The organism is Pedobacter terrae (assembly GCF_036946585.1).
GTDB lineage: Bacteria > Bacteroidota > Bacteroidia > Sphingobacteriales > Sphingobacteriaceae > Pedobacter > Pedobacter terrae_C.
In genome coordinates, this window is record NZ_JAQIIV010000024.1 from 1 (window position 1) to 12,797 (window position 12,797).

Annotated in this window: 15 protein-coding genes; all 15 read left to right on the plus strand. The window is 43.4% G+C overall.

Annotated elements, in window-relative coordinates; all coding sequences use genetic code 11:
• The coding region (locus PGN18_RS20740) for a glycoside hydrolase family 97 catalytic domain-containing protein (protein WP_335321489.1) at positions 1-804 on the plus strand (804 nt) is incomplete at its 5' end.
• A gap of 104 nt (positions 805-908) precedes the next feature.
• Complete coding sequence (locus PGN18_RS20745) at positions 909-1,970, plus strand: glycoside hydrolase family 97 N-terminal domain-containing protein (protein WP_335321490.1); 1,062 nt, start codon at positions 909-911, stop codon at positions 1,968-1,970.
• Between the two features lie 196 nt (positions 1,971-2,166).
• A complete protein-coding gene (locus PGN18_RS20750) occupies positions 2,167-4,356 on the plus strand; it encodes a S41 family peptidase (RefSeq protein ID WP_335321491.1) in 2,190 nt (729 codons plus the stop codon).
• A gap of 173 nt (positions 4,357-4,529) precedes the next feature.
• Positions 4,530-4,670, plus strand: a complete 141-nt coding sequence (locus tag PGN18_RS20755) for a hypothetical protein (RefSeq protein ID WP_335321543.1) — start codon at positions 4,530-4,532, stop codon at positions 4,668-4,670.
• A gap of 597 nt (positions 4,671-5,267) precedes the next feature.
• Positions 5,268-5,549, plus strand: coding sequence for a hypothetical protein (locus PGN18_RS20760; RefSeq protein ID WP_335321492.1), 282 nt, complete (start codon positions 5,268-5,270; stop codon positions 5,547-5,549).
• Between the two features lie 229 nt (positions 5,550-5,778).
• Positions 5,779-6,054 carry a hypothetical protein gene (locus PGN18_RS20765; protein ID WP_335321493.1) on the plus strand — a complete coding sequence of 92 codons (276 nt, stop codon included), beginning with the start codon at positions 5,779-5,781 and terminating at the stop codon, positions 6,052-6,054.
• A gap of 170 nt (positions 6,055-6,224) precedes the next feature.
• On the plus strand, positions 6,225-6,635 hold the full coding sequence (locus tag PGN18_RS20770) for a plasmid mobilization protein (RefSeq protein WP_335321494.1): 411 nt from the start codon (positions 6,225-6,227) through the stop codon (positions 6,633-6,635).
• Positions 6,636-6,899: 264 nt separating this feature from the next.
• A complete protein-coding gene (locus PGN18_RS20775) occupies positions 6,900-8,024 on the plus strand; it encodes a relaxase/mobilization nuclease domain-containing protein (RefSeq protein WP_335321495.1) in 1,125 nt (374 codons plus the stop codon).
• 20 nt (positions 8,025-8,044) lie between these two features.
• Positions 8,045-8,683, plus strand: a complete 639-nt coding sequence (locus PGN18_RS20780; protein WP_335321496.1) for a ParA family protein — start codon at positions 8,045-8,047, stop codon at positions 8,681-8,683.
• A gap of 9 nt (positions 8,684-8,692) precedes the next feature.
• The gene (locus PGN18_RS20785; protein WP_335321497.1) at positions 8,693-9,049 is read left to right on the plus strand and encodes a hypothetical protein; all 357 of its coding nucleotides are present in this window, start codon (positions 8,693-8,695) and stop codon (positions 9,047-9,049) included.
• Positions 9,046-9,363: a hypothetical protein gene (locus PGN18_RS20790; RefSeq protein ID WP_335321498.1), complete on the plus strand. Its 318-nt coding sequence runs from the start codon at positions 9,046-9,048 to the stop codon at positions 9,361-9,363. Before PGN18_RS20785 ends, PGN18_RS20790 begins: the two co-directional genes overlap by 4 nt.
• Positions 9,363-9,662 (plus strand): DUF4134 family protein, encoded by a 300-nt coding sequence (locus PGN18_RS20795; RefSeq protein ID WP_335321499.1) that lies wholly within the window; start codon positions 9,363-9,365, stop codon positions 9,660-9,662. Before PGN18_RS20790 ends, PGN18_RS20795 begins: the two co-directional genes overlap by 1 nt.
• A gap of 69 nt (positions 9,663-9,731) precedes the next feature.
• Complete coding sequence (locus PGN18_RS20800) at positions 9,732-10,040, plus strand: DUF4134 domain-containing protein (RefSeq protein ID WP_335321500.1); 309 nt, start codon at positions 9,732-9,734, stop codon at positions 10,038-10,040.
• Between the two features lie 2 nt (positions 10,041-10,042).
• Positions 10,043-10,351: a plasmid transfer protein gene (locus tag PGN18_RS20805; RefSeq protein WP_335321501.1), complete on the plus strand. Its 309-nt coding sequence runs from the start codon at positions 10,043-10,045 to the stop codon at positions 10,349-10,351.
• Entirely contained in the window at positions 10,329-12,794 is a 2,466-nt protein-coding gene (locus PGN18_RS20810; protein WP_335321502.1) for a TraG family conjugative transposon ATPase, read from the plus strand. Before PGN18_RS20805 ends, PGN18_RS20810 begins: the two co-directional genes overlap by 23 nt.
• The last annotated feature ends 3 nt before the right edge of the window (positions 12,795-12,797 follow it).

Consider the following 12,797-nt stretch of genomic DNA (forward strand, 5'->3'; position numbering starts at 1 on the left):
GTTGAAAAAAACATGGACCTGTTCAGGAAATTTGCGGAGTGGGGGATAAAGGGGGTGAAAATCGATTTTATGGATAGAAACGATCAGTGGATGGTAAACTACTATGAACGTGTTGCAAAGGAAGCTGCAAAAATAAAGATAATGGTAGATTTTCACGGATCTTTCACTCCTAAAGGTTTGGAACACAAGTATCCTAACGTGATTTCGTATGAAGGAGTAAGGGGACTGGAGCAGATGGAAGGTTGTCAGCCTGATAACACGATCTTCCTGCCCTTTATCAGAAATGTCGTTGGTCCTATGGATTTTACGCCGGGTGCAATGATTAATATGCAACCTGATGTTTATGGAGGAAAGCGCCCGAACGCTGCAAGTGTAGGTACACGGGCATACCAACTTGCACTTTTTGTCCTTTTTGAAAGTGGCGTGCAGATGCTGTGTGACAATCCAACATTATACTATAAAAACCAGGACTGTACGGATTTCATTACCCAGGTGCCGGTTACATGGGATGAGACCAGAGCTTTATATGCAGTAGTAGGAGAGGTTGCCATAGTGGCAAAAAGAAAAGGGAATAAATGGTTTATCGGTGGGATCACAAATGGAACAGAAAGAGAGCTTAGCCTGGATTTGAGCTTTTTACCCAAAGGCAAATCTTATCAGCTCACTTCGTTTTCAGATGGAATAAACGCCAGTCGCCAGGCAATGGATTATAGAAAGAGTTCCCAAACGGTAAAATCTGGTGTTGCCATCCCGGTTAAACTAAGCAGGAATGGTGGATATGCAGCTGTAATTACTGAGCTATAGATGATGTTATCTAATTTTATACTGAAAAGACCGCCTTCACCGGCCGAAGATCTTATGGCGGTAATTTCCCCTACATCGATACATCCAACAGGCTTTAAATATCTATGAAAAACAAATTGCTAACCCTTTTATTCTTATGTGCCACTCTATCGCTCCGTGCTGAAGCCGCTCTTGCGTTAGGTATAAGAAATCCGGGATCCGTGCTATTCCCGCTGATGATCGCATCCCCAAATGGAAAATTGAATTTGAACCTGGCCTACACTTCAGTTGGCGATCTTGTTTATTCCTTTTCTGCTAATTCCAGGATGCTCATTAAAAGATCGAAACTCGGATTGACCGGTCTGGGAGAAGGGCTTTCGGCTAAGGTGTCGCGTCGGTCCGTTAATGCGGTTTGGAAACCAATCTGGGGAAAAAGAAAGACAGTACCGGAGATATATAATGAGCTTACACTGGATTACAAGGTCTATAAACTCGTTTTGAGAACCTATGACCGACGGTATAGAGCTTTCAGATACATTTTTATTAGGGAGCAAGCACCTGAAGAATTGACCCAGTTCAACTTTAACGGCGATTATACCGCTTGGTATTACAATGGCGAAAGGGCCAACATTGGCTCGGAAAAACTATCGGACTGCAGCGATATACATTTGCCTGTTATGACAATCAAAGTTGATGATAATAATTATATGGCTATTCACGAAGCCAGCTTATCATATGGTGAACCCTTGATATTAAAGTCTGCAAAAAAACAAACCACGTTTAAAATAGTATCCAAACCAAGTGATGCCTGGAAGGTCATTATGTATGGAGCTACACCTGGACAAATGGTTGATTCTCACCTTCTGGAATTGTTGAACCCGCCTCCATCAAAAGAGATGGCTTTTTCTTGGGTCAAGCCGGAGTTGCCGTTTGGGACTGGCGGATTGCAGGCGCCCAGGTGGAGGGTTTTTAAATATGAAATGTCTCCTCCTTCCTGGAAAAGGATGGTAGATTTTGCCTCTGAAAATAGCATTCGCTATCTGGCCCTTGATGCTGACTGGTACGGTCCGGAATTTGGTCAAGATTCCGATCCGCTTAAAGGGGGAAAGGTAGCACAAGTGCATGAAATCATAAAATACGGAAAAATAAGAATTAACGAGCAGGGGAGTCAAGCACATTTACTTTGATGTTATCCATGATTTTAAAAATGATCCCGACTTTTCAAAGCCAGCGTCTGCAAATGCCCATCTTAGCGGCGAAGCCCTTTTAAAAATGATGTATTCTCATGAAGGAATTTCGCTCACGGGGAAAATTCAATTCCCCTGCTTAGCGAGTCGCATCAAATAAGACAGTTCAAAACATTAATTGATAATATCAAAAAACATGAGTCTTAAATTCTATTCAGTTATTTTCGTCCTTGCGATATCTCCCTGTTTGTGTTTTTCACAACTATCCAGGCAGCAACTGCGAAATCTGGTAGCGTTTTCTAAAACGCTGGGGTATGTTCAGTATTTCCACCCCGCTGATGAAGCAAAACTTGGAATTTGGGACGATGTGGCGATAAACGGCAGTAAGATGATGCTCGAGGTAAAAAATGATCAGGAGCTCCTCCAAAAATTGAAGTCGATTTTCTTGCCTATAGCGCCGTCCGTTCAATTTTCTGACAATGCGAAGATGATCAGTTTTGAAAAAATGAAGATGAATCCACTTGATGAAAAAGATTTGTTGCCCGTATTCTGGCAACATTTGGGGTTCAACCTTTACAGTGGAGTTATGGAAAGACCATACTATAGCATCCGGGTAAACCGTAGTTCACCGTTCGAGCAGAGAAATCAATACACAACCAATATTACCGGAAGATATGATGTTAAAAAATACCGTGGCCTTCCTTTCGAGTTCCGGATTTATGCCCAGGTTAAGGACAGTACATTTAGTTTGCCGCTATCGCTGGGTATTTCCGGCGGGGAGCCATTGAGCAAAAGTGTTGTACTTGATCAGTCGGTTGGAAAAGATTATGTCTTTACCGGCAAGATTGGGGACTCCACAAATTACATGGTATTTAAGCTCAATACAAATCTGGGCATCCCCATGTCCCTGGGGAAAGCGGAATTCAAGGTTATTGACAACGGACAAAAAGTTAAGTCCCTGGAGATTAAAGACCAGGAGGAAGAATTAAAAAATCAGGTAATCAGCCTTGAGGTGAAGTCGACAGATGTTCCCCTTTTCAATGAAAAGTTACATTTTGGGGAGTATATCAAAACAGAACTGGTCAAGGACATCCACTTTCTGATGCCTTTGGTAGTTTTGGGAAATGAGCGCAAAACTTTTCCAAGTGCCAACGAAATCAGCGGCACTTTGTCAGATTTCCTGACCAGAACGCTGAATAAAGACTATTATGGTGGTAGTGCTTTCTCGTTTCCTGAGGTGAGGATAGCCGATGTAATCATCCTCTGGAATATCCTGAGACATTCCTACCCTTATTGGCAAGACGTTAAGGTGCCCGCCGGGAGTATATTGGAAAAAGCATTAGCTGATGCCGCTGTCCCGCAGACGCAGGAACGGTTTGTACAGAATATCAAGAAGATGACTGGATACTACAACGATGCCCATATGTTTGTTGTCGCCAAAGGTATAAATGACAGCCTCTACGGACCACCGCTTGCCCTGATCAAAATTAAGAAGAAAGTAGCTGTCAAGGACGTGCTGAATAAAGCTTATTCCTATGGTCTTTCCCCAGGGGATATTATTGAGGAGATTAATAATCGACCGGTCAAAAGCTTATTGGATTCCCTGATTGACTACAGTTCGGGCTCACCCCAGATGAAAACACTTTTAGCATTAAACAATGTCCTTGGCAGCGATAAGCCTGGGAATGTCACCCTTAAGATCAGGCGTGGCAACCTGGTGGCTAGAACGGAATTGCAACGCAATGAGCCTGTTAAATTTTTAGTGCCGGGTAATTCCGGTTACCTGAAACGGCCCAATGGTTGGTTAAACCCCTCCGTCTATTATTTTGACCTTACAAGAAATTCCCTGAACGCCGATAGTTTTAAGGAGTTGACCCAGGCAGCCAATATCATATTTGATCTTAGGGGTTATCCTTTTGACCAAACAGCTAGTGACAACCTCATCGAAGCCATCATTACAAAAAAATTAGAGGTAACCCGGATGTTCATCCCGGAAATATTATATCCTGATTTTAAAAAGGTAAATTTCCTTCCCTTGACAGAAAGATACAACCCCTCTCCAGCTAACCATCTCAGTGGAAAATTAATATTCCTTGCGGATGCTTCGGCTCAAAGTGCGGCTGAGTCAATACTTGGACTGATAAAAGACTATCATCTGGGAACAATAGTCGGTACCCCGACGTCTGGGACAAACGGCGACGTGAATATTGCATATCTGCCGGGAAAGCTGACGGTCTATTTTACAGGGATGCTGGTCAAAACTGCTAAGGGCAAAAAACACCATTTGAAAGGGATAAAGCCTGATGTCTATTGTCAACAGTCCGTTGAGTCTGTCAAGGCGAGGCAAGATCTGGTATTGCAGAAAGCGTTGTCCCTTATCAGGTGAAAAGAAATTAATCTTCGATACTGCTAAATTATGTGTTATATTCTGATTGATTTAATAAATATAACCCGATATTTCCGTAACCATTCACCTAATTAAATAATCATATTTTGGGAAATAATTTCCCTTTCTATAAACAGTTTGACCAGATGGACTGCGGTGCCACCTGCTTACGGATGATATTCAAGTTTTACGGGCAAAATGTCCCTATAATTATCAGGCAGTTATGCCAGGTAACAAAATCCGGGGTGAACATGTTCGGATTTATCATTACGGGTTTATTTAAACCTATTTGCCCAGCAATAAGACTGTCGTGATAAGAGCTATCGGAGATGGTGATCGGTTTTCCCTCAATTGTTCCGTATTCATTCAAAGGATAACTTTCAAGTTCAATAACTGTCCGGCTGCCGATTTCAACTTTGTAAAATTGGACTGTGGGTTTGAACCTTGCTGTATTTTGTTTATCAATGGTCATACTGGCTTCAATGATAACGGGATATCTAATGAACGATCCAAATACCTTCATCAGCGCCGGTACGCATAAAACGAGAAAAATTCCCCAACCCTTCAAATCCACTGGGCTACAGCTGTGATAATGTCTTTCGTCTCACTGCTGTGTTCAGCTAGTTGTATATACATGCCAGGTGACATAGCGTAAGTAGTGATTTGGAACTGGATCAATAACCGATTATGCCTGGCTCTCGGAGCTAAGAGAAATGCACTTGGGTTATTTTAACTGACAGGCTACAGGATATTTTTCGGGCCTTCAAGTCATCGCATCCGGATCGGAGCTGAAGCTCACTTTGAGCTCATTTCGAGTCCAATTTAGTCCATTTCAGTCCAAAAATTCCATTTTTTTTGATTCATAGATATGTTTGGGCTATGAAACCTATATAACTGGTTTCAAGGTTAATATGATTGCTACAAAAGAGCTATCCGTTTTATTTCAATCGGCCGTCAAGGTCGGATTGGAGAGATGTTTCCGTGATGGAAGGTTGTTGAAAAATCAGCTTTCCCTATCTGAAGCTTACGCCATTTATGGACGGACCAATGTAGACAGATGGATTACGGAAAAGCTTATTGCTACCCGAATTGGTGGTAAGGGGAGTCCCAGAAAATCTATTCTGAGAAGTGAACTGGAAGCAGTCGCCTCTAAAAGCAACAGAATCAGTTATCTGCCAGTGGCGGAGCGTTAGGGTGCCTGTTGGCATCTGTTCTTTGACATACTGGAATGAAGCATTATTCCGTGAGGAGCGGAAAATCCTGCGAAGTTGAGATCGTATCAAGATGACGAAAGCGCAGGGGCAGGCGAGGGCCCGGTCCGTATGGACTGACGCGAGTAGTTCCGACCACCGAAGACTTTGAGTGTTATGTTTAGTTTAGGTAATAAGGGGCCATGTGGCCCCTTTTTTTGTGGGCATTTTTATGGAAATACAAATCAGCATTTATATACTGGAAAAGTTGCTCGAAGAGGCGGCGGAGATGGGGGGAAGGGTTGCGCTTTCCAGGATCGGTAAGTTGAAGCCTTATCTTAAGAAGGCGGAAGCTTTTAGGTTGTATGGACGGAGGAATGTGGAGCGCTGGATTGCGAAGGGGCTGGTAACCGCCCGTAAGGATGGGTCCCATTCTGCTTCCTGGCGAATAGAATGGCTGGAGATCGAGTCGGTGTCTAAAGCTAAAGCCCTTATCCGGTATTTATAAGTAAACCCTTGGGACAGGCGCGGAGGGCTTTTGTTTTTTATCCATGCAAGATGTCTTTTTGTCGGACAATAATCCTGCGGATTACACCTCCAAAAAGAATCTTGCCCCAAAGCGGAGCATTTGGGGAGGAGAAAACTCGCAACTCGTTTTCTCTTTTAGATGATGTTAAAATGGAAGGAAAGAAAAAACAGGTCGGAAGGCCTCACCTCAAAAGTGGCAAGAGAAACAGAAAGATAAGTGTGCGGTTTTCGGAGGAAGAATTTAATTCTATTGTATCGCTTGAAAAACTTCTTGGGTTAAAAAGGGCTGATATCATCAGAAAAAGGGTACTTGAAGTCAATTTGCCGCTAATTTTCGACGGGCGTTCGGTTTTAGCTAGCATTGATCAGATCGGACTGGAACTTTCCAGAACCGGCAACAATATTAATCAGCTTGCCAGGTACGCCAATATATTGAATAAGCAGCGGATACTCTCGCCGGTAATCTTCACCAGGTATAGTAAAGAGCTTTATAAACATTCGCTTCTTGTAAAAAGTCTCAATATGGAAATCAGAAGAATGTTAAGGTTGATGGGCAGCTAAGGGGCTACGGTGTTTTGTAGTCAGGTGCATATCGGGTTATGCTGTTTTAATATGCTATTGTTACACTGTTATATGGTTGCGGAGCTCCAGTGGTAGTTTGGTAACCAGCTTGTAGGTGATCTATATTGCTGGATTTGAGTATAACCCGGGGGCTTGAAATACTGCCAGCTGGTTACGAAGGTAACGGTAAGACAACGATGCTGGCTATGTAGCTTAATTATAATCCCGTGATCTGCTGAGCAGGTTGCAAAGTGAATCGGCTATATGATTGTAAAGATACTCAGTTCTTCTGCAACTTTTGCCGGAGTAAGATATAACCACGAGAAGATGCGGTCTGGAAAGGGGGAGCTTTTAAACGTACGGAACTTCGGCAGCCTAATGGGACTGGATAAAATTGGCCCTCAGGATTTTATCAATTATCTGAAAGCTGTATCTATGGTAAACAAAAGGGTAAGTAAACCGCAGTTCCATGCGGTGATCTCTGCTAAGGGTAAAACGACATCGAAAGGAGAACTTTTGGATACTGCTGAAAAATGGATGGCCGAAATGGGTTATGGTGAAAATCCATATCTGGTGATCTTTCACAATGACACGGAAAATAACCATGTACATATTGTCTCGACCAGGATTGATAAAAATGGGAGGAAGATCTCTTCGGCCTTTGAAAAACTCCGGTCAGTCAGGGCTCTTTCTAATGTAGTGATGCGGGAGCAGGCTGATATTGCAAAGCTTGGTAAGTTGCTTAAATATCGTTTCGTTACTGTTATACAGGTGCGTACCCTTTTGGAAGGATCGGGATTTGATGTCCGTTTTGAAAAAGAAAACATGGAAGTGTCCCGGTCCGGGAAATTGATCTCTAAGTTAAAGATCTCAGACATTGAATCTTTATGCCGGGATCAGGGCAGGGATACGGATAGGTACAGACAACTGAAGGCTATCTTTTTAAAAATCCTGACCGAACGTTTATCAAATTCTGATCTTCTTTCTCCGACCGATATCACATCAGAACTGCAAGAATTTTCAAGGGTGGCCAAGAACAGAACAGGCGCTGAACTGATCTTTCACAGTAAGGACAGTGAAATTCCTTACGGTTATACCCTGATCGATCATTCGCGTAAAACGGTTATGAAAGGTTCAGAGGTGATGCATCTTCGTGATATTATTCCACTGTTGAATTTCAATCTTCAAAATGATTTAGCGCGTCCGGACTACAGGATATCTCTCGCAGATCCGTCAGTCGAAGTTAGTTATATTCTTTCTGAATTGGAGGGGGCGGGATTCTGTGAAGAGCCAATCCGGACGCTTGATCTCCAGGAGGATATCGATGATGAAGCTATCCTTGGTCGCAACCGTCAGCGCAAGGGCAAGGCCCGTACAAACACCCGTTAATTTTTTAAACCTTTTTTATTATGCTAATTATTATTGGAAACCAAAAGGGAGGGGCTGGGAAAAGTACGCTCACCCTTTTACTGGCCAACTTTTTAACCCTGGTCAAAAAGCGGAAGGTAACCGTGATCGATATGGATTATCAGCAGTCGCTTGCGCAGAAATACGAAAAGGCCAAACTGGCTGAAAGGCCTGAACACTATGAGATCATCGCCGCGGGACTGGAGCATTTTCCTTCTATGTATACCGTGCTTAGCCAGAGCAGGGAACATATCGTGATCATTGACCTGCCCGGGAAATTGGATGATGATGGGCTTATCCCGGTATTCGGTTCAGCTGATCTGATACTCTGTCCATTCTCTTATGATGAATTTAGCTTCGATTCAACCGTTCTTTTTTCGGTCGTGCTGAAGAAGATCAACCCGTCGGGACACCTGGTCTTTATCCCAAACCGGATCAAAGGGAATGTCAGGTATGATACGGCAGCTGAAGTAGAAGGGCAGCTTTCCAAATTCGGAAAAATTACTGCTCCGATATCGGACCGTGTAGATTTCCAGCGGACCGATACCGCTCAGACCCCCTTATCACTATTTCCTGTGATTATCCCTGTATTTGATCAGATCTATGCTGATCACATCGAAACCACCGCACCTGTACCTTAAAAGGAATTTATGAAAGTAGAAATTAAAACCCTGGCTGATGAAATCAGAAAAAGCATCAGGCCACCAGAAATTGTCCCTACAAATAAGGACCCCGTTACAGGTGGAAAAACTGCCGGCACATCACATAAGGCAGGTAATAAGGAGCCGGACATTATCGCCTTAATAAGGGACTTTGATTGTTCTGGTAACACCCATATGTTGCATCCCAGACTGAACAATAGAACGGTCCAGCTGCTCAACAGGCTAAAGCTGGCCTCAGGGCTCGATATGAACCGGGTAATAGCCTTTGCCCTGCAGCGTCTCTTTGAGCAGCACCCCGAGATCAAAAAGTTTATTAAAACATCGTTAGAAAATTTTGAACTATGAGCTGGATACAATTTTTGTCCTGGATGCTGTGCTGTTACGTGCTTTATTATTCGGGACTTATCGCCTTCGATCTGGCAAGAAACAGGCAGCAGATCGATGCGGAAAAAGCAAATGAAACCACTGTTTTTATTGATCTTCCCGAACCAGAAAAAGTGTCACTCAAGGAGATCGAAGATGAAGAGATTGATTATTTCCTGGATGATGGGGAACTGGAAGAGCCTCCGATTATATTTTCTGGAGGGGTTTCCATCAAAGAGCTTTTTGCCCTTGCGCGTTCCGAGTCGATCGAATACACTTCTTTGGTATCCTTCTGATGATGAATACCAGGATTTTGATGTTCTTGGTCATCTGGATGTTGACCAGGACAGCAGCACTCGCCCAGCCCGGAATTGCTGAAATGGGAGAGGCAAGGCGCTTTATCAGGGAATCATTTTTTTCCATGAGGGATCTGTCATTAGTGCTGGCCGCACTTATTTCAATTATTGGTGCCATCCATGTATATCATAAGATGCAGATGGGAAAGGATGTGAATGCGGATGTCCCTGCATGGTTCTTTTCCGCTCTGTTTATCATTGTCATACATATCGTGCTGGTGCATGTTTTCGGACTCTGAAGGGACCTGTTACTAACCGCTGACGGCGGTTTTTTTTATTTCTTAACCATTTATCTAAATCCCAATCAAATGAAAAATATCAAGAATTTAAGGTTTATCTTTTTTTTATACTTGTGTACGATCAACGGATACGTTGTCGCACAGAGCGGGGTAAACGGATTGAACACCGCTACCAGTACGCTTAAAACCTATGTAGATCCGGCGACCAATATTGCACTGGTGATCGGTGGACTGGTTGGCATCGTTGGTGGCATCCGTGTATACTCCAAATGGAACAGCGGAGATCAGGACATCAACAAGGAGCTGATGGGCTGGGGAGGTTCCTGTCTCTTTCTGGTTCTTTCATCCCTTATCGTCAAAGCTTTTTTTGGACTGTAAAAATGGAAAGGCTTTTTCCGGTTTACAGAGGTCTACAGCGCCCGTTAACCTATAAAGGCTTTAAGGGACGTTTCATTTATTGGGGAATAGGAGTCCTGCTGCTATCACTCGTCATCGGTGCACTGACCATGGCACTAATCAATATGTATGTTGGAGCGGTAATTATGCTCTCGCTGATGATCGGTGGCTTTTATTATATCGGGATGTGCCAAAAAAGGGGATTGCACCATAAGACCCGTGCCACCGGGATCTTTCTTCAGACCAGCCATCTTTCAAAAATCAATCATTATGGTAAGACAAAAAGAATTTAGGGTACCCTATTTAGGGATCGATATTGATGCTGAAATGGATATTTTATATGGGCTGAACGGTGAATTCTCTGTGCTGATCAATATGACCAATCCGGTGCTCAGGTATGGAGGTGATGATGGAGCTTATGACAATTTTCATGAGTTCTTTGCAAGCCTGGCCAGGGTTATTGGTGAAGGTCATACCATTCAGAAGCAGGATATCATCTATAAAGCTGAATACCCGTATAAGGTTGCAGATGACTATCTGCAGGATAGTTATAACAGGCATTTCGAGGGCAGGCCATATGTAAAACTCCAGACAATACTCACCATTACCAGACAGGTAAAAAAAGGGGCGTTTTTTGTGCATGATAAAAAATTGCTTGCTGAATTTAAGATAACCGTTCTCAAGGTTGTTGGGCTGCTGGAAAATTCCGGAATGGGGCCAAGGGTATTGAGGGAAAGAGAGATCAACCTGTTTTTGATGAGGATTATGGCCATGCAGTTTGATCAGGAAAGCATTTCATTGGATAATTATCATCCCACTGATACTGAAGTAAATATCGGATCCCGCTCTTTCCGTTCCATACCGCTGATCAATATCGACCAGGTCGATCTTCCTGCCATGCTTCCCACATCGGTAAAGCTATCGGACAGAGAAAGTCTTAAGGGATTTCCTACTGATATGCTTTCGTTTCTTTTTAAAGTACCGGACTGTTCCTCCATTCTATACAACCAGATTCTTGAAATTCCATCGCAGACCATGACGGTCAGGCAGATGGAATTGAAGCGGAAACGGCATAGCGGAATACCCGATCCTGCCAACAATCTGTGCGTGGAAGATATTTCCTTATTACTGGATGATGTGGCCAGGGACGGCAGGTTACTGATCAATGCGCATTTCAATATCGTTGTATGTGCAGAAAGGTCAGTACTCAACAGGGCTTACAATCATATTGAAAGCGCGCTGTTCCGCACTGGAATTATCCCGAGCAGGAATGCCTATAACCAACTGGAATTATTCAGGACGGCGTTACCTGGGAACGCTGCCGAACTCAGGAGGTATGACTGGTTTCTGACCACTGCCGAAGCTGCTATCTGTCTTTTATTCAAAGAGAGCCTTCCCAAAGATGAACAATCAGGATTTCTCGTCCGTTTTACAGAGAGGTCCGGAATCCCGATCGCTATTGATCTTGCGGATCTGCCGATGTCTTCCGGAAGGATCACGAACCGGAATAAATTCGTTCTTGGTCCGTCTGGTACCGGTAAGTCCTTTTTCATGAATTCCCTGATCGAACAGTATCTGATATACAAAATGGATATCGTGATTATTGACACAGGTCATTCCTATTCAGGGCTGAGCCAATATGCCGGTGGCAGGTATATCACATATAGCGATACCAGTCCCATCACGATGAACCCTTTTGCGATCAGCGAGGGAGAGTATAATATTGAAAAGAAGGAATTTATCCTGGTGCTGATCCTCGTCTGTTTAAAAGGGCCGGAAGGTGAAGCCAGCCAGCTGGAAAGGGATGTGATCTCCGAGGTGATTACATCTTACTATGCAAAATGGTTTTCGATGATGGAATCGTCAGGGATCAAAAAACTTAATTTTGATTCTTTTTATGCTTATGCAATGGAAAAAATTCCAATGATCATGAAGGAGAATGCTGTTCCATTTGATTTTAAAGGTTTCCGTTTTATCATGCGCAAATTCTGCACTGGCGGAGAATTTGGCACAATACTTAATGAAGATGCAGATAGATCCCTGCTGAATGAGCGGCTGATCGTGTTTGAAATAGACAGCATTAAAGAGCATGCCTTGCTTTTCGCCATCGTTACGCTGAACATCATGGACATTTTCATCCAGAAGATGCGCTACAGGGATTTTCAGCGGAAATCATTAGTCATCGAGGAAGCATGGAAAGCGATTTCGTCACCCTTAATGGTAGGTTTCCTGATTTATGTCGATAAAACGGTCAGAAAATTCTGGGGCGAACTGATACTGGTGACCCAGGATCTTGCGGATGTGATAGGTAATGCGGTAGTTAAAGATACCATCATAAGCAGTTCGGATACGGTCATCCTGCTTGATCAGTCCAAATTCCGGGACAACTACAATGAAATAGCGGCGATGCTCTCTATCTCAAAGACTGAAAGGAACAAGATCTTCAGTACCAATCAATTGGATAACCGCGAAGGCAGAAGCCCTTTTAAGGAAGTGTATATCAGAAGGGGAGACATTGGAGAAGTCTATGGTGTTGAGGTTTCACTTCAACAATACCTGACCTATACCACGGAAAAACCTGAAAAGCTGGCTGTGCAAAGTTATCTGGCAAGGGCTGGTTCTTACCCTGGGGCAGTCCAGGCCTTTATTGATGATCTTAAAAATTCCGGACTTTCCCTTGGTGATTTCGTTAAACAGGTCAATTCGGATGCTTCTGGACCATTAACAAACGCTTAAACA

Excerpts from the sequence above, each read along its gene's own strand:
- PGN18_RS20745 (WP_335321490.1), top strand. The coding sequence starts at position 909 with ATGAAAAACAAATTGCTAACCCTTTTATTCTTATGTGCCACTCTATCG.
- PGN18_RS20750 (WP_335321491.1), top strand. The coding sequence starts at position 2,167 with ATGAGTCTTAAATTCTATTCAGTTATTTTCGTCCTTGCGATATCTCCC.
- PGN18_RS20755 (WP_335321543.1), top strand. The coding sequence starts at position 4,530 with ATGATATTCAAGTTTTACGGGCAAAATGTCCCTATAATTATCAGGCAG.
- PGN18_RS20760 (WP_335321492.1), top strand. The coding sequence starts at position 5,268 with ATGATTGCTACAAAAGAGCTATCCGTTTTATTTCAATCGGCCGTCAAG.
- PGN18_RS20765 (WP_335321493.1), top strand. The coding sequence starts at position 5,779 with ATGGAAATACAAATCAGCATTTATATACTGGAAAAGTTGCTCGAAGAG.
- PGN18_RS20770 (WP_335321494.1), top strand. The coding sequence starts at position 6,225 with ATGGAAGGAAAGAAAAAACAGGTCGGAAGGCCTCACCTCAAAAGTGGC.
- PGN18_RS20775 (WP_335321495.1), top strand. The coding sequence starts at position 6,900 with ATGATTGTAAAGATACTCAGTTCTTCTGCAACTTTTGCCGGAGTAAGA.
- PGN18_RS20780 (WP_335321496.1), top strand. The coding sequence starts at position 8,045 with ATGCTAATTATTATTGGAAACCAAAAGGGAGGGGCTGGGAAAAGTACG.
- PGN18_RS20785 (WP_335321497.1), top strand. The coding sequence starts at position 8,693 with ATGAAAGTAGAAATTAAAACCCTGGCTGATGAAATCAGAAAAAGCATC.
- PGN18_RS20790 (WP_335321498.1), top strand. The coding sequence starts at position 9,046 with ATGAGCTGGATACAATTTTTGTCCTGGATGCTGTGCTGTTACGTGCTT.
- PGN18_RS20795 (WP_335321499.1), top strand. The coding sequence starts at position 9,363 with ATGATGAATACCAGGATTTTGATGTTCTTGGTCATCTGGATGTTGACC.
- PGN18_RS20800 (WP_335321500.1), top strand. The coding sequence starts at position 9,732 with ATGAAAAATATCAAGAATTTAAGGTTTATCTTTTTTTTATACTTGTGT.
- PGN18_RS20805 (WP_335321501.1), top strand. The coding sequence starts at position 10,043 with ATGGAAAGGCTTTTTCCGGTTTACAGAGGTCTACAGCGCCCGTTAACC.
- PGN18_RS20810 (WP_335321502.1), top strand. The coding sequence starts at position 10,329 with ATGGTAAGACAAAAAGAATTTAGGGTACCCTATTTAGGGATCGATATT.